16 protein-coding genes and 1 tRNA gene are annotated in these 15,030 nt (G+C 62.0%); 5 read left to right on the forward strand and 12 right to left on the reverse strand.

What is annotated here, in order from left to right; all coding sequences use genetic code 11:
* The first annotated feature begins 1 nt into the window (after position 1).
* Entirely contained in the window at positions 2–442 is a 441-nt protein-coding gene (locus ACEWFR_RS16010; protein ID WP_374062005.1) for a PaaI family thioesterase, read from the forward strand.
* 39 nt (positions 443–481) lie between these two features.
* Here ACEWFR_RS16010 and ACEWFR_RS16015 read toward each other — a convergent pair whose 3' ends face one another.
* From ACEWFR_RS16015 to ACEWFR_RS16025, 3 genes are all read right to left on the reverse strand, one after another.
* Positions 482–1,006 (reverse strand): Lrp/AsnC family transcriptional regulator, encoded by a 525-nt coding sequence (locus tag ACEWFR_RS16015; RefSeq protein WP_374062006.1) that lies wholly within the window; start codon positions 1,004–1,006, stop codon positions 482–484.
* A gap of 30 nt (positions 1,007–1,036) precedes the next feature.
* Positions 1,037–1,891: an alpha/beta fold hydrolase gene (locus tag ACEWFR_RS16020; protein ID WP_374062007.1), complete on the reverse strand. Its 855-nt coding sequence runs from the start codon at positions 1,889–1,891 to the stop codon at positions 1,037–1,039.
* Positions 1,892–2,072: 181 nt separating this feature from the next.
* Positions 2,073–5,033, reverse strand: coding sequence for an ATP-dependent helicase (locus ACEWFR_RS16025; RefSeq protein WP_374062008.1), 2,961 nt, complete (start codon positions 5,031–5,033; stop codon positions 2,073–2,075).
* Between the two features lie 165 nt (positions 5,034–5,198).
* Here ACEWFR_RS16025 and ACEWFR_RS16030 point away from each other — a divergent pair, with 165 nt between their 5' ends.
* Complete coding sequence (locus ACEWFR_RS16030; protein WP_374062009.1) at positions 5,199–6,557, forward strand: hypothetical protein; 1,359 nt, start codon at positions 5,199–5,201, stop codon at positions 6,555–6,557.
* Positions 6,558–6,599: 42 nt separating this feature from the next.
* Here the strand turns inward: ACEWFR_RS16030 and ACEWFR_RS16035 are convergent, their stop codons facing one another.
* Positions 6,600–6,878, reverse strand: coding sequence for a HalOD1 output domain-containing protein (locus ACEWFR_RS16035; RefSeq protein ID WP_374062010.1), 279 nt, complete (start codon positions 6,876–6,878; stop codon positions 6,600–6,602).
* A gap of 293 nt (positions 6,879–7,171) precedes the next feature.
* Between ACEWFR_RS16035 and ACEWFR_RS16040 the strand changes: the two genes are divergently transcribed.
* Positions 7,172–7,540 (forward strand): hypothetical protein, encoded by a 369-nt coding sequence (locus tag ACEWFR_RS16040; protein WP_374062011.1) that lies wholly within the window; start codon positions 7,172–7,174, stop codon positions 7,538–7,540.
* A 105-nt stretch (positions 7,541–7,645) separates the two neighbouring features.
* Here ACEWFR_RS16040 and ACEWFR_RS16045 read toward each other — a convergent pair whose 3' ends face one another.
* The 7 genes from ACEWFR_RS16045 to ACEWFR_RS16075 all read right to left on the reverse strand — a co-directional run bounded on the left by ACEWFR_RS16045 (position 7,646) and on the right by ACEWFR_RS16075 (position 12,107).
* Positions 7,646–7,819: a hypothetical protein gene (locus ACEWFR_RS16045; RefSeq protein WP_176548177.1), complete on the reverse strand. Its 174-nt coding sequence runs from the start codon at positions 7,817–7,819 to the stop codon at positions 7,646–7,648.
* A gap of 787 nt (positions 7,820–8,606) precedes the next feature.
* Positions 8,607–8,960: a hypothetical protein gene (locus tag ACEWFR_RS16050; protein ID WP_374062012.1), complete on the reverse strand. Its 354-nt coding sequence runs from the start codon at positions 8,958–8,960 to the stop codon at positions 8,607–8,609.
* The gene (locus ACEWFR_RS16055) at positions 8,953–9,192 is read right to left on the reverse strand and encodes a hypothetical protein (RefSeq protein ID WP_374062013.1); all 240 of its coding nucleotides are present in this window, start codon (positions 9,190–9,192) and stop codon (positions 8,953–8,955) included. The genes ACEWFR_RS16050 and ACEWFR_RS16055 overlap by 8 nt, the downstream gene beginning before the upstream one ends.
* A gap of 205 nt (positions 9,193–9,397) precedes the next feature.
* A tRNA-Pro gene (locus ACEWFR_RS16060) sits at positions 9,398–9,468 on the reverse strand.
* 89 nt (positions 9,469–9,557) lie between these two features.
* Positions 9,558–10,466 (reverse strand): RNA-guided pseudouridylation complex pseudouridine synthase subunit Cbf5, encoded by a 909-nt coding sequence (locus ACEWFR_RS16065; protein ID WP_374062014.1) that lies wholly within the window; start codon positions 10,464–10,466, stop codon positions 9,558–9,560.
* Entirely contained in the window at positions 10,466–11,041 is a 576-nt protein-coding gene (gene cmk / locus ACEWFR_RS16070) for a (d)CMP kinase (protein ID WP_374062015.1), read from the reverse strand. Before cmk ends, ACEWFR_RS16065 begins: the two co-directional genes overlap by 1 nt.
* Positions 11,042–11,147: 106 nt before the next feature.
* On the reverse strand, positions 11,148–12,107 hold the full coding sequence (locus ACEWFR_RS16075) for a DUF106 domain-containing protein (protein ID WP_374062016.1): 960 nt from the start codon (positions 12,105–12,107) through the stop codon (positions 11,148–11,150).
* Positions 12,108–12,333: 226 nt separating this feature from the next.
* Here ACEWFR_RS16075 and ACEWFR_RS16080 point away from each other — a divergent pair, with 226 nt between their 5' ends.
* Complete coding sequence (locus ACEWFR_RS16080; protein WP_374062017.1) at positions 12,334–13,827, forward strand: hypothetical protein; 1,494 nt, start codon at positions 12,334–12,336, stop codon at positions 13,825–13,827.
* On the opposite strand, the gene ACEWFR_RS16085 is transcribed toward ACEWFR_RS16080, so the two are convergent.
* On the reverse strand, positions 13,828–14,463 hold the full coding sequence (locus tag ACEWFR_RS16085) for an adenylate kinase (protein WP_374062018.1): 636 nt from the start codon (positions 14,461–14,463) through the stop codon (positions 13,828–13,830).
* 59 nt (positions 14,464–14,522) lie between these two features.
* Between ACEWFR_RS16085 and ACEWFR_RS16090 the strand changes: the two genes are divergently transcribed.
* Positions 14,523–14,987 carry a hypothetical protein gene (locus ACEWFR_RS16090; RefSeq protein ID WP_374062019.1) on the forward strand — a complete coding sequence of 155 codons (465 nt, stop codon included), beginning with the start codon at positions 14,523–14,525 and terminating at the stop codon, positions 14,985–14,987.
* Positions 14,988–15,030: the final 43 nt, after the last annotated feature.

The raw sequence follows: 15,030 nt of genomic DNA on the forward strand, positions 1-15,030 counted from the left end.
GATGACCGGCGGGCCGGACGAGCCATCCGGATGGCCGGAGTGGGCGTCGTTCGTCCAGCGTCACGGCTACCTCTCGTGGCTCGACATCGAGGTCGAACACCTCGCGGACGGACGGGCTGTCCTCGCCATCGAACGAAACGAGGACTTCGAGAACCCCATCGGCGCCGACGGTCACGATCCGGTCCACGGCGGTATCGTCGCGACGTTAGTCGACACTTCGAGCGCGTTCGCGCTCCGCACCACGTTCGAGAACCCGAGCGAGGCCTTTCTGACGACAACCGATCTCAACGTCTCCTATCTTCGGCCGGCGACCGGCGACCTGCGAGCCGAAGCCGAAGTGCTCCGGGCTGGCGGCTCGACCGGCGTTACCGACGTCACAGTCATAGGAGCAGACGGCGAGGCCGCTGTCGGTCGGACAACCTACCGGCTGTTTCGGGACTAGCGGTCCCGTCTCTCATCTAAACGACCCCGAACGGGACGGTCACCGCTCGTTGCGTTCTTTTCGGAGATCCTCGTAGATCCGCGGATCGGTCTGGAACTTGAGGACGTTGTGAACCGCCGAATTGCGGACGTTCGCGATGACGTCGCCGTATTCGGTATAGCACTTGTGGATCCACTGGGAGACCTCCTGTCGGTCGCGGAACATCATCACGGTCTTCCACTGGTACTCCCCGTCCGAGAGGAAGAAAAACAGGGTGTGTTTGTCCGCCTTGATGTACTCCATCGCGTCGCGCCAGCTATCGGCGAAGTTCTCCGGATTGAACTTGAACTCGAACAGCGCGAAGATGTAGTACTCCTCGTTGGGAATGATCGCCTCACGAAAGACCCCCTCGTCGCGCATCCGTCGGATCGACTCGCTGACGGTGACGTGGGAGACGTCGATATCGTACTCCTCCTCGAGCACCTGCGTGAGTTCCCGAGAGGACAACTGTGGATCGTCCGAGAGTTCACAGAGGATCGCGATGTCGCGATCTTTGAAATCCCAGGTTGGTTGGTCACCACTCATACGTGCGTGAGTGTCGTAGCTGACATACTGTTACACTTCCGTTCCCGACAGGAACTCGCGGAGGCGGTCGGCGTAGGCGTCGGATCGGTCCTCAGGCACCCAGTGGTAGGCATCAGACAGCGGTGTGAGTTCCGCGTCCGGGATATCCTCGGCCAATCGTTCGGCGTAGGCGTAGGGCTGCATCACGTCGTCTTCGCCCCACAGCAGTAGCGTCTCCGCGGTGATCGCCTCGTAGTCGATCTCGGTCGTATGGTTGGTGTTCGTCGCGACGGCATCGCGGACCAGCGAGACGTGGCCCTCGTCGGTCAGCCACGGCGCTTTCATCCCGTCGACGAACTCGGGATCGGCCTCGCCGTAGGCACCCTCGACGAACGCCGAATCGAGGCGCCCCTCGAGTTCCTCGCGCTCGAGATTGGCCGTCGACGGAAGGCCCAGATTCGAGACGAACTCGACCGGCCAGGAGTCATAACAGACCGCATTCGAGAGGACGAGTCGCTCAACCACATCGGGATTGTGCGCGGCAAAGCGCAGGGCGACGCCGCCGCCGATGTCGTGGGCAACGAGCGCGATTCGATCGATAGCGAGGTCCGCGAGCAGGGCCTCGAGCATCTCCTCCTGTGCGCGAATCGAGCGGTCGAAGTCGTCGCTCATCACGGAGTTGCCGTAGCCAACCATGTCGAGTGCGATCGTGCGTCGATCCTCGGCGACCGCCGGCACGATATCCCGCCAGAGGAACGACCAGGTCGGAATGCCGTGAACGAAGACGACCGGCGGGCCCTCGTTCTCGTCGGGACCGGTGTCATGGTAGGCCACCTCGAGATCCCGGCCATCGACCGAGACCGTCGTCGTCGACTGCTCGTCGCTCCAGGTCTCGTGATCGACCATCTATCGCACCCCGTTCTGACGGCTGTTCAGTGGACGGCGGATCACGCCGTTGGATTCACGATACCGATCGTCGGCACCTTCGCGTGGAATTGTCTGGCGCATCATCGGTGATACACCACCACTTCAGTTTCCAACACAAAGTCAGTTTGGGCGAGAGCTACCGTTGGTAACGCAGTCTCCGTTACTCTCCCTCCGGACCCGTCGACAGCCCCGCCAGCGACTCCTCGCCGATCTCCTCGAGAACGCGATCGTGAAACGACTGGAGCGCGGCGCTCTCGTCCTCGGCGAGGACCACGTCGCTGGCCGAGAGCGTCGCGAGACCGAACGCCCGTGGCGTCGGCGAATCGAGGAGGTGTCGCGAGACCGCGAGCTCGCCTGCGTCGATCGCATCGACGATGCCCTCGATTTCCGCGACGTTCAGCTTGTCCTCGAGGATCTCGCGGTAGGTCTCCTCGATCACGGCGAAGTTCTCGAGTTCCTCGGCGAACCCCAGCAGCATCTCGCTGGAGACCTGCTGTTCGCTCGCGGACTTCTCGTAGCCCTTGTAGCGCTTGAGGATCATCAGCGACCGAGTCGCGTTGATCCGGAAGTAGCGCTGGAGGAGGTCAGTTCCCGATAGCGACGCCCGGAGATCCGAACGCACGTCGTCGGGCTCGAGGTCGTCGATGACGCCCTCGATGTCGACTTTTCGGTTGAGCGGCATCGAGAGGACGAAGCCGTTGTCCGCGACCGCCACGCGGACGTTGGCCGTCGCCTCCTGCGCACAGCGGTACGCGAGCAGCCGGGAAAACCCGTCGTTGACCTTGCGCCCGTAATTCGAGTGGACGTAGTAGTGGCGTTCGTACTCCTCGCGGTCGCGGACGACCTCGATCGCGAGCCGGTCGGGCGTGCTCACGCTCGCCGTGCCGGCGTACCGACACTGGTACTCGAACAGGCGGGCGACCGCGCGGACGCTGTCGTCGTCCAGCGGGAATTCCCGGAGCCACGCGCGGACCCGCGGGGGACCGCCGTCCTCGTAGTGTGCGAGAAGTTCCCCCTGAAAATCGAGTATCTCACAGCCCAGGTCATAGGAGAGAGGGAGCCGCTCGGAGTACCACGAGGGGACGGTCGGTCGGGCGCTCGTGCGGTCGACGTAGACCTTCGACCCGCGGCGGTAGCTGTACTCGAAATGATCGCCGCCGAGGACGAAGACGTCGCCTTTCTCGAGGGTGTCGAGGTAGGACTCGTCCAGCTGGCCGACCCACTCGTCGCCCGCGCGCGTCTTGACATCGCAGGTAAAGGAGTCCGGAATCGTCCCGATGTTGGTCATGTAGATGACCCGCGCGAGCCGGCCACGCTTGCCGATCAGGCGCTCGCCGACCGGGTACTCCTCGTAGTGGTGTTCGCCGTCGGGCGGGTCGTTCTCGTCGCGCCAGACCTTCGCGTAGACGTTACGATCCTCGAGGCCGGCGTATTCGGCCGTCAGGTATCGCATGAGCGACTCGTACTCGGCTTCGGAGTAGTTGCGGTAGGGGTACGCCCGCCGGAGGATCGCTTTCAGTTCGGACTCAGGTCTGATCTCGGCGATCGCCATCCCGTAGACGTGCTGGGCGGCTACGTCCTGGGCGTTCTCGGGGATCGACACGGAGTCGACGAACCCCTCCGCGGCCGTCTTGAGCATGACCGCACACTCGATGAGTTCGTCCCGGTCGAGGGCAATCACCCGGCCGGTGACGGTCTGGCCGACGCGGTGGCCCGCCCGCCCGACCCGCTGGAGCAAGGCGGCGACGGACTTGGGCGAGCCGACCTGTACAACCAGATCGACGTGGGGCATGTCGATTCCCAGCTCGAGGCTCGTCGAGGAGGTGACCACGTCGAGGTCGCCGTCTTTCAGCCGCCCCTCGATGTCCTGTCGGACCTCCTTCGAGAGGCTCCCGTGGTGACAGCCCGAGTTCTCCTCGTCGTAGGCGTCGAATCGCTCCCGGAGGTTGTGGAGGACGCGTTCCGCGCCCGAGCGCGTGTTGGTGAAGACGAGTGTGTTCGTGTGTCCCTGGACGTGGTCGTGAAGCATCCGGTAGAATCGCTCCTGGACGACCTCGCGGGACGTGTTGATCAGGTCGTCCGTCGGGCACTCGAGTTGGAGATCGAACTCCCGGGCGAAGCGGGCGTCGACGATCTCGTAGTCGCGGGGCTCGCGGGTCACGTCGGTCTCCGTCTCCGTGCGATCCTCCCGCTCGCGTCCGGGGCGTTCACTCTCACTCTCGTTCGAATCGTCGGGGCGGTCACTTCGATCGGGGCCCTCACCGCTCGCGTGGTCCGCGGGCGGTGCGGTCGGGCTGCGAAAATCGCCGTCCGAATCCCGAACGCGTCCCGTCTCGTCCCCACCGGATTCCTCACAGCCGACCAGAAATTCCGCCACGCGATCCAGCGGCTCGATCGTCGCGGAACAACCGATCCTGGTGATGTCGCACGCGGCCATCGCCTCGAGTCGCTCGAGGCTCACCGAGAGGTGCGTCCCTCGCTTGCCCGCCGCCAGCGAGTGTATCTCGTCGACAATGACGTACTCGACGGTGCGGAGTTTCTCGCGGAACTTGGGCGAATTGAGGAGGATCGCGAGCGTCTCGGGAGTCGTGTTGAGGATGTGGGGCGTCTCCGTGAGCATCTTCTGTCGGTCGCTCGAGGAGGTGTCACCGTGGCGAATGGCGTGGCGGATCTCGCCCATCGACTCGTCGCCGTCGCGTTCGGCGACGATTTCCTCGATTCCCTCGAGTGGCACCTCGAGATTGCGGTGAATGTCGTTCGCGAGGGACTTGAGCGGGGAGACGTAGAGACAGTAGACCGAGTTTTCGAGCCCGCTCGCCTTCTCGCGTTTGAACAGTTCGTTGATGATCGCACAGAAACTGGCCTGGGTCTTGCCGCTGCCAGTCGGCGCACAGACCAAGGTGTTCGTTCCGTCGTGGATCTTCGGGATCGCGCCCCGCTGTGGCGGCGTGAAGAACCCGTCGTTCTCGGGAACGAACTCGCCGAACTCCGCGAGCCACCACTCCTGGACCGCCGGCTCGAGGAGGTCGAAGACGGCGACGTCTTCGATCGTCGCAGCGGCGGGATCGAAAGGGAGGGCGTCGTCGGCGACCGGCAACTCGAGGCGCTCGTTCCCGTCCATTACCGTCGTCTCCGGGACCGGCGTGTAAGAGGGTTTGGACAGCGGGGTGAAAGTGAAACGGCAGGTGGTTTGCGTCCCATCAGTCCTGGACCGCCGCAGGGGTAGATCGGTTCCGCTCGCGAATAGCCACAATATAGTTATTCTTCCGTTCGAGACGTTCAGGAAATGCGATCTTCGCGGCTACTCACTGTTCTCGTTCTTCTCGTCGGATTGCTGACGACCGGAGTCGTCGCCGGAGCGACGGTCGTCGATCCCGACGGCGACGGAGAGCCGATGCTGGTGGAACTCCGCGACGGAACCGCCCCGTTCGACGACGACACCGACGGTGACGGACTCGACGACGGCGCGGAAAAGCGACGCGGGACCGACCCGACCGTCGCGGATACGGACGGTGACGGGCTCGCGGACGGAACGGAGGTGCACGACTACGAGACGGATCCGCTTGAGGCGGACACCGACGGCGACGGACTCGACGACAGTGCGGAGATCAGCGACCACGAGACCGACCCCGCTGTGGCGGACACCGACGGAGATGGTCTCGACGACGGCCCGGAAGTTCGCGACTACGAGACGGACCCGCTCGCGGCGGACACTGACGGAGACGGCATCGACGACGGGACGGAGGTCCGCCAGCACGGGACGAATCCGTTGACGAGTGATTCCGACGACGACGGACTGTCCGATCCCGACGAACTCGAGACGTACGGGACGGATCCGCTCGCGGCGGATACGGACGGCGACGGGCTCGCGGACGGCCCCGAGATCGGCGAGTACGACACCGATCCGACCGCGGCCGATACGGACGGTGACGGACTCGACGACGGCGCGGAAGTCAACGAGCACGGGACGGATCCGCTCGAGTCGGACACGGACGGCGACGGGCTCGCGGACGGCGCGGAGGTCCACCGTCAGGACCTGTATCCCGACGCCGACCCGCTTCGCACCGACATTTACGTCGAACTCAACCGGATGGAAGGGGTCGACCTCGAGCGCGCCGAGATCGAACGGGTCGTCGACGAGTTCGACACCGCGCCGCTCGAGAACCCCGACGGATCGTCCGGCGCGGACCTGCACGTCGTCTATAGCAACACGATTCCCCGTGAATCGTCGACCGACGTCGGCCAACTGACCGAGTACCGATCGCGGTACTTCGACCGGGCGGGGGAGGGATATCACTATCTGGCCATCGTCGAGAACGTCGCCGGCGATACCGCGCGCGGGAACGTCATCGGCAAGGCCGGACTCGGAACGATGATGGTCGAAGACCAGTGGGGCGACGACCACACCGGGTCGACCGTGATGCACGAACTGGGCCACTCGCTCGGGCTGTCGAACACTGACTTCGACGGGATCGACAGCGCCAGGTACAGCTTCCGGAGTTACACGAGCGTCATGAACTACGACGCACCGCGAGCGTTCTACGGCTTCTCCTCGGAATCCGGGCCCCGAACCTTCGACGACTGGGGCTATCTCGACGAGCACATGTTCACGCCGTCGACATCCGCCGTCACCGTGGACGGCTGACTCGCGACGCGGCCGTCGACGGCATCCGATCGGACTCGTCGACTACCGTCCCGGACCGGTCCCGGTCGATTCGGTTCGGTCGGTGTCGTTCTCCGTCACATCGACACGACCCGCGCTATCGACGGACACGTGTTTTCCCCGGTACGTGAACTCGACCGATGACGCAACCGCGTTCGGGTCCTCTGCCGGACGAAACAGCGCGTCGAGTGCGTCCGTATCGATGACCGCGTGCAACGGCGGCTCGAGATCCATCGGATCGGTCCCCTCGTGTGCCGCCACCCCCTGTACCACCCTCATGCTGGTCGGAATCGTTGCTGACATATGACGGGCGGCAACGAGGATCGTAATAATTCGCTCGATACGGTACTGACGGCTGGCAGCCACGCGGCAGACGCGCATCAGACAGCCGAACTCGCCGACTGCTCGAGCGATCGTTCGACGGGCGGGAGTTCGAAGGCCGTGCCACCATCTGTTTCGATCAGGGCCGCTGTGGTGAGCCGTCTCGACGAACGGGACGCACTCGGCCGGGCTCCAGCGGATACACCGATCGCGACGTGTCGATTTGCCACCATAATCGAAGGAACCAAGCCGGTCGCGCGGAATCGGAGGGACAGATGGGGCTCACTCGAAGATCGATGCTCAGCGGCGTCGGCGTGGGGACGATGGCGGTACTGGCGGGCTGTTCCGGTAGCGACGGCGGCGGCGGGATCGGCGGTGGCTTGACCGTCGACGACACGTCCGCGGAGACGACAGCGTTCGGAAACGTTGTCCTGTCCGTCGCGGTCTCGAACACGAGCGGGTCGTCGAACTCCGACACGCTGATCGGTCAGGTCGATATGTCCGGCGGTGACACCTACACCGAACGGCGTGACATCACCGTCGACGGCGAGCAGTCGAACACGTACGAACTCGAGTTCGATATCGACTTCTCGGAATCTCTTAGCGCCAGCGAGTTCGAGTATAGCGCCCGAATCGAGAGTTAATCGCCCGTAGTCGGTCGCGGGTCGCGTTCAAATCGTCGCGTCCGAGATCACCATACATCACCGTGAGCGACGGGTGTGACTCGAGCCCGTCGCCTCGAGTCGGTGTTACTCCCCGAGACCCGGATTCGGGAGCAGTTCGGGCGGCATGTGACAGCCACAGGGACCGACGTAGCCGTCCTCCGGTCCGATGACCGTCAGCGTCGCGACCGGTTCGCCACAGCGCGGACAGTCCGGATGCGAGCGCGAACTTCCGCCTCTGCCGCTGCTCTCATCGGCCATCGGGATCACCGGATCGGGTCGTGAGGCTGGGTGTGGTGGGTGTCGTGGTTGCTCGAGTCGGTGCATGCGTCCGTCGGGCGGGACGTTTATATCCCGGTAGAATGTACGGAATCATGGCTTCGAAGCGTCCGCTTGGAAGCCACGTCTCGGGTGCTATGACACCCGGGGCATTTCGGCGCAGCCCCCTGCGGCGGATGGAGCGTCGCTTCCATTCTGATTGTTGACTTATAGTGCCTTAAAACTACTGCTGTTTCGTAGCGAAGGATAGTGTGGGATCCGTGGATTCGTTGTGGCTCGGTTGCGGCCCGTGTATTCTCGTCTCCGAAATCGTGGAGCGACCGTCTCCGTGATGAGTCTGACCCGCTCGAGGGAATGCTGTCGAGTGGGACAGTTCATATGGCTGTAACCAACAGCTATCGGTATGAGCTATACTGCCGACCGCCAGAACGACATCATGAACATGCTCATCATCCTCCAAATTTCCCTGATTGGCGTCGCTTTCAGGGATCTTCTTTTCCCTGGGCAGCCGGCGATGCACGTCGACGCGGTCACCGCATCGTTCGCACTCGTCGGATTCGACGGGCCGGCTCATCGCGAACCACCGTCCTCGCGATCAGTGTCCGGTTGTAGTGATCGAATTCCAATATTAATATAAAGGTGCTGTGTATACAGTAGCACTCCACAACCGGATCCAGCCCCTCTCATAGGGTGGCGGTCATCAACCGTTTCACCTTCCCAACCACGTGATGGTTCGATGACTGCCGTTCTTTCATCACTCACAGTGCGTTCAGTATCGCTCGAGGGCTCGCTTCGCGTTCAGATACTTCGCGATCGCTTGCGCGTTGTCCCGCAGGTTGTCCCACCGATCGCACGGAACCGCGAACTGCTGGCCTCTGCGTTCGAAATAGACGATAACACCGGGATCGTCTGGATCACGGTCAGCGTACGGTCGATGCGGCTGCGCTTGCGTATGTGGTGCAGTCGTCTCGACCTGCACGTTGCGGGCATCCATCTTCCGCAGCTCCTCGAGGACGTTGTCGAACGCTCGAGTACGAGAGACGCGGAACCCGTGCGGGTAGGAGTCACGTTCGCTGGCCGGCGTCCGCTCGAATCCGTCCGGCCACTCGAGGCGCTCAGACATCGGTCTCACCTCCGTGGCGGCCGGGCGATGTCTCCGGGTCCGGAATCGAAACGTCGACGCCAGCAGCAGAGCCGCGGCTCAGTCGAGCGTAGGTATCGCAGTCACCACAGCGGTGGGCTCGGTTGCGGTTGTCACCGAAAACCCGCGAGAAGTGGTCAGTGACGTGGGCTCCGCAGTGCTTGCACGTCGAGTTGTCGACCGACGGCCAGGGCGCGACCGTCACGCAGACCACCTCACGGTAGTCTGTCGACTAGGTGGTAATATACCGAAACCGAGAATTGGTTTTTCGGCCGTCTCGAGGGTGCGAGACGCTACAAGTTGAACACGTAGATAATTTCGAGTGGGACCACGGTCGCAGCGTAGCTGCTCCCTGGTCCCACATCTTCTCCTCGCATCATTCCAGTCGCTTCGCTCCCTCGTGTGCTGCGTCGAAGAAGTGGGACCGCCGAGAATTGAACTCGGGTCCTACGGACCCCATCCGCAGAGGATACCACTACCCCACGGTCCCGTACCTGAATCGATGCCCGTCTGCCGCTTAAGAGTGTCGTTTCGCGACCGCTCCAACACGGGTTTCCGCCACCCATCGATCGAGACCGCTCAGACCAATACGCGTTCGAGATCCACTACAACACCGCTCTCAGCGTCAACATCGCCGACCAGTTCGCCGAGACACACTGCCGCACCGTCGGGCGTGTAACAGGCCACCAGCGCTCCCCGATCGATCCCGTCGTCGGCCTCGAGCACACCCGGCGCGTAGACCGGCGCGCCCTCGGCTACCTCGCGGGCCGCGTTCCGGGCGATTACAACGCTCGGGATCCCCTCGAGCATGCGCTCTGCAGGCTCGACGACATCGTACAGCGGTTCGGGATCGTCGTCCTCGAGCCAGAAGCCCAGCGCGTCGAGGAAGTCGTGGGTAGTGTGGAGCGTCCGATCGTCGAACGGATCCGTCGCCGTCCGGCGCAGGTGCCCCATGTGCGCGCCCGTTCCCAGCGCCAGTCCGAGGTCGTGACACAGTTTGCGGACGTAGGTCCCGCTCTCGCAGCGCATCCGCACGAGGAGTTGACGGTCCTCGATCTCGAGCACCTCGAGATCATAGATCTCTCGCACGCGCAGGCGACGGGTCACCGCGCTCTTTCGCGGCGGCTTCTGATAGATCGGTCCCTCGAACTCGGCGATGACCGACTCGGCGTCGGCCGGAGCAGGCGCGTGACACTCGAGAACGGCGACGTACTCCTTTCCCCCCTCGAGAAAGACCTGTGCGAGCCGGGTCGCGTCGCCGAGCATCATCGGGAGACAGCCGGTCACCTTCGGATCGAGCGTCCCTGCGTGGGCAGCGCGACCGATCCGCGACTCGACGCCGCGCTCGGCCAGCGTCTCGTCGACGGCGTCGCGGAGCCAGCCGCTGACCTGATGCGAGGACGGACCGGGCGGCTTGTCGAGGTTGACGACGCCGAAGGTGAGCAACTCGGCGGGCGAGCGCTCACCCGGTGGGCCACGGAGCGTCATCAGAAGTCGGTCTCGAGGTCGACGAGCGCTTTCCCCTCGTCGCCGGCGGCGTCGTAGCGTTCGACGGCGGTCACGAGCATATCGAGGACGGCATCGGGCTCCCAGCGGGCCGTGTTCACCGAGAGGTCGTAGATCGTCAGATCCCGGATGTCGATCCCGTAGTACTCCTCGTAGCGTTGGGCCTCGCTGGCCTCGCGGGCCTTCGTCTCCTCGGTCGCGCGGACGGGGTCTTTCTCCTCGCGCTCGGCGATGCGTTCGCCCCGGACCCGCGCCGGTGCGTCGAGCCAGAATCGGAAGTCGGCTTGGTCGCCGGCCAGCCAGCCGGCGAGTCGCGACTCGAGCACCAGATCGTCCGCGTCGACGGCGATTTCTCGGAGCCGCCGGTCGAGATCGCGGTCGATCTCGTCGTTCTCCTCGGCGAGCTTGTTGAACTCGAGGGGGGTGTAGCCGCGTTCGTCGGCGAGGTCGCGGAAGATGTCACCGCCGCTGACGTGGTCGAGATCGAAGGCGTCGGCGAGCAACTCGGCGGTCGTGCTCTTCCCGCTTCCCGGCGGGCCTGAGACGGTGAGTAACATAGTCGATCTGCGAGGGGGCAGGTGAAATGGGTTTTGAATGCGCGAGGCGCGTCGGCCAGTACGAAACGAACGAAAAAAGACGAGAGTCGAGAGCTGACGGATCAGCTCAGGCGTTCGACGGCGACATATCGATGTTCAGCGACTTGCGAATCAGCTGGGAGAACCCCATCGAACACAGGAAGTACCAGACGATCCACGCCTGCATCGGTCCGAGCACACCTTCCTGCCACTCGATCTCGCCGACGAGGGGCATCACAACGGTCTCTTCGGCGGCCCCGATAGCGCCCGTCCGGATCGTCCAGTACATCCAGAGGAACAGCGGGATCGTCAACAGCATGATCCAAACCATCGGGCGGAACTGCTCTTTGAACATGCCCAGGTTGTCCGCCATGGCCTCCATCTGCTCTTCGCGGGCCTTCTCGATCTCGTTTTCGATGCGTTCGATTTCGGCCTCGCTCGCGCCGCGGTCCTCGGCGTCTTTTTTCTTCTGGCGGAGCTCCTTCTGTTCGTTCTGGACGGCCTTCATGCGCTCTTGATACTTGCCCATGACCTCCGTGTTCATCAGATTCGCCTGGAGCAGCGACGAGTAGAGGCCGGTGAGCAGCGCGACCGAGAGGATCACAGCGTAGAACGGTAACGCCGCATCGAGCGGTCCGAGAAAGACGTTGACGGCGTTCCCGACGACGTTCTGGATCGAGTCGAACCAGTACCCTGGCATCAACAGGAGCGCCCCCACGCCGGCCAGCTTGTCCCATTGCGACCAGCTCGATTCCTCCTCGTCGATGTCGACGTCGGCTGCGGCTGCGGCATTGCTACCGTCGCCATCGCCGTCGAGTGCCCGATCGTAGGCCTCGCGATCGGCGATCTCGAACCCTTGGTCGCCGTCGACTAACACACCTTTCTCGATCAATCGCCCCCATTGTCCGCTCGTCAGGTCGTCGCTGACGTCGGCCCACTGGACCTCGCCGCCGTTCCTGTCGGCTTCATCGCGGATCGCCTCGAGGGCGGCCGCCATCGAGGAATCCTCGCGGACGAGGGCGTCGATCTTCTCGGCTGTACGCGTCATCTGGTTTGTGCTAGGGTGGGTCCGATATACAAGTGTTTTTCTTCGATAGCGACGAGGCCGCGTCGGATCGAACGGTAGTCATCACCGGTCCGGATACGACGAAGCAAAAGATGGCAGGCGATGATCGTCGTCTGCCACCCGTATTCGCTCTCTAAGCGGTATCGAACGGAATTGAAGCGTTTGATCAGTCGAACGATTTATAAGTAATGTTGATAATCACCTTCTAATGAATTCTCGAGGCGAGGGACGCGTAACCGTCACTTCGAACAGCGGGCAGTCGGCGGTGCTCAGCCTCGTCATCCTGATCGGGATGGTCGCGACGGTCAGTGTTGGGATCCTGTTCGTTGCCGGCGACATGATGTCCAACGCAGAAGACCAATCGGAAACCGAGCGCGTCGAACAATCGTTCGCGGAGTTGAGTAAAGAGATAACGACAGCATCGTTGAATAGCGATGTTTCGCGAACGATGGATTTCGACATCGGTCAGGACGGAGCAATTGTGCGAAAAGAGACTGGTCATATCAATGTGACATCAGAGGCACTTGAGGAAGACATTGATCTCACGATCGGAACCATCGAATACAAGAGCAGGGATGGGACGACATTCGCTTATCAGGCTGGAACCGTATTTCGTGAAACCGGTAACGAAACGCGAATCGTCTCATCGCCGTCCATTCACTACGATACAACTACCAAAACGCTTAATCTCCCGGTTGTAACCGTCAGTGGTCAACAGGACCTCGGGTCTGGTGACGTGCAGCTCAGTCACAACGGGACGATGTCATTTCAGGAAGCGAACGTCGTCGAAAATGAGAGCATAACGATCACAATCGAGAGTGACTACTATCGCGGCTGGGAGTCGTATTTCCGAAATCAAGCGGGAGATACCTCAGTGCAAGACGTCGATCACGAGAACCGTACCGTCGAAGTCAAAGTCGGATATATTGACCTCGAGAGCGCATACGATTCCGGAGTTACGTATTCAGAAGAGATCGATGACTTCAAAGACGAGTTTGGGGACCAAGGCCGGGTCGGTAATATGCCCGAGATGGATCCCGTTATAGAGGATATGATTGAAGACGTACAGGAGGATATAGAGGATGATCCGAATAAGGATCTCGGTGTGATTGATAGCGATGAACATTTGGAAAATGGAACGTACTACGCTGACGAAATAGATCTTCAAGGCGATCATACGATATCCGCAGATGCCTCTGATGGGAACGTGACCCTCATCGTTGATGGGAATATTACGATGTCCGACAATGATGCTAGGTTAACTGTTGATACGGGCGGCGAAGACAACTCGTTGCGCGTATATACAACGGGAAATTTCGAGATGGATAAGGGAGAAGTAGCCCCGGATCCGTCAACTGGCACGCCGAGTGCAAAACAATTGCAAGTGTACGGAACGTCCGAACTGGACGGAAAATTTTGGAAAGGATATTTCCACGGAACGTTCTATGCGGCAAGTAACGATTGGGAAGGTCCAAATGAGTTAACTGGTGACGACTATCAAGTTGTTTTTCATTCTAATCCTGAATTCAACGGATCACTGGTAGTACATTCAGCAAATCTCCATTCGAGCGCGGCAAAATTCGACTATGATGATAGTCTAGAAGGCAACAAGTTCAATGCGTATCCCGAGGGATACGATCTTCCACCGCAACTCACCTACCTTAACGTCGTGAGACACGAAGTCAAGGTCGAACAGAACTGACTACGCGGCGTCTTCGATCGTCGCCTTCACGTCCGCCCAGACCGCATCGGGAGCCTGCTCGCCGTCGACTCGCTCGAGCACGCCCTCCGCCTCGTAATACTCGATAACGGGTTCGGTGTTCTCGTGGAAGACCGACAGTCGCTCCCGCACGGTCTCCTCGGTGTCGTCGTCTCGCTGCTCGAGGCGCGCCTCGACGTCGGGATCCTCCGGCGGGTTGTACTCGACGTGGTAGATGTCGCCCGTTTCGGGATCCATGCGGCGGCCGGTCAGCCGGTGGACGAGTTCCTCCTCGCCGACCTCGAGGGAGAGGACGACGTCGAGGTCGGTCATGCCCTCGAGTTCCTCGGCCTGTTCGACGTTCCGCGGATAGCCGTCGAGAACGAAGCCGTCGGCCTGCGAGAGGGCCTCGTCGACGATGGCGTTGACGACCTCGTCGGGGACGAGTTCGCCCCGGTCCATGTACTCGCCCGGCGTGTCGTACTCGGTGTCCAACTCGGAGATATCCATCTCCTTGTTGTTTCGGAGCGCGTCGCCGGTCGTGATGTGATCAACGTCGAACTCGTCGGTGATCTTTGCACTCTGGGTCCCTTTCCCCGCACCGGGCGCGCCCAGGATCAGGATTCGTGGCTGAGCCATACGTCTCCGTTCAGGGGCACCGCATAAAGGCTTAAAGAATCGAGGACGTCCGTTCGCCTATGACTCGCTTCGATGCGACTGAACCCGCTGAGCGACGGAAACTGTACGTCGACGCCATCGCCGCACATCGCGAGCGCGAAAGCACTTTTCTGACGTTCGAGGCCGACGACGCCGTCCTCGAGGCGGACGCAGACGGGACTGACGAGACGGAGACGACGCCCGGTTCCGAGGACGGTTTGGACGGTGCGCCGCCCGCGGAATTGGGCGTTCCGTGGATCCAGTTCGGTGACGGAACGGTCAACCTCGACTGTACCGACGCGGAACTGGAGACGCTAAAGACCGTCATCGGGGAGTTTTCGGCGTTCAAGATCGACGAACTGATTCGACCTGAGGAGGCAGAGGGGGTCAACGCCCGGATCAGCGCGAAGGCGGACCCGAATCGGATCGCCCAGTTTGTCGACGAGGTCTTCCTCGAGGTGTATGATCTACCGGCAGGGTTTCGCGTCTGGGTCGCCGAGGTGTGAACGGCCCTCTAGTAGCCACTGAAACGATTCACACACTGATCGG

Source organism: Natrinema sp. H-ect4, assembly GCF_041894845.1.
Lineage (GTDB): Archaea > Halobacteriota > Halobacteria > Halobacteriales > Natrialbaceae > Natrinema.

Bases quoted from the DNA above. Each gene is read 5' to 3' on its own strand.
- ACEWFR_RS16085 (WP_374062018.1), bottom strand. From the start codon at position 14,463: ATGGCTCAGCCACGAATCCTGATCCTGGGCGCGCCCGGTGCGGGGAAA.
- ACEWFR_RS16025 (WP_374062008.1), bottom strand. From the start codon at position 5,033: ATGGACGGGAACGAGCGCCTCGAGTTGCCGGTCGCCGACGACGCCCTC.
- ACEWFR_RS16010 (WP_374062005.1), top strand. From the start codon at position 2: ATGACCGGCGGGCCGGACGAGCCATCCGGATGGCCGGAGTGGGCGTCG.
- cmk (WP_374062015.1), bottom strand. From the start codon at position 11,041: ATGTTACTCACCGTCTCAGGCCCGCCGGGAAGCGGGAAGAGCACGACC.
- ACEWFR_RS16090 (WP_374062019.1), top strand. From the start codon at position 14,523: ATGACTCGCTTCGATGCGACTGAACCCGCTGAGCGACGGAAACTGTAC.
- ACEWFR_RS16065 (WP_374062014.1), bottom strand. From the start codon at position 10,466: ATGACGCTCCGTGGCCCACCGGGTGAGCGCTCGCCCGCCGAGTTGCTC.
- ACEWFR_RS16020 (WP_374062007.1), bottom strand. From the start codon at position 1,891: ATGGTCGATCACGAGACCTGGAGCGACGAGCAGTCGACGACGACGGTC.
- ACEWFR_RS16050 (WP_374062012.1), bottom strand. From the start codon at position 8,960: ATGTCTGAGCGCCTCGAGTGGCCGGACGGATTCGAGCGGACGCCGGCC.
- ACEWFR_RS16075 (WP_374062016.1), bottom strand. From the start codon at position 12,107: ATGACGCGTACAGCCGAGAAGATCGACGCCCTCGTCCGCGAGGATTCC.
- ACEWFR_RS16045 (WP_176548177.1), bottom strand. From the start codon at position 7,819: ATGGCCGATGAGAGCAGCGGCAGAGGCGGAAGTTCGCGCTCGCATCCG.
- ACEWFR_RS16015 (WP_374062006.1), bottom strand. From the start codon at position 1,006: ATGAGTGGTGACCAACCAACCTGGGATTTCAAAGATCGCGACATCGCG.
- ACEWFR_RS16040 (WP_374062011.1), top strand. From the start codon at position 7,172: ATGGGGCTCACTCGAAGATCGATGCTCAGCGGCGTCGGCGTGGGGACG.
- ACEWFR_RS16030 (WP_374062009.1), top strand. From the start codon at position 5,199: ATGCGATCTTCGCGGCTACTCACTGTTCTCGTTCTTCTCGTCGGATTG.
- ACEWFR_RS16035 (WP_374062010.1), bottom strand. From the start codon at position 6,878: ATGTCAGCAACGATTCCGACCAGCATGAGGGTGGTACAGGGGGTGGCG.
- ACEWFR_RS16080 (WP_374062017.1), top strand. From the start codon at position 12,334: ATGAATTCTCGAGGCGAGGGACGCGTAACCGTCACTTCGAACAGCGGG.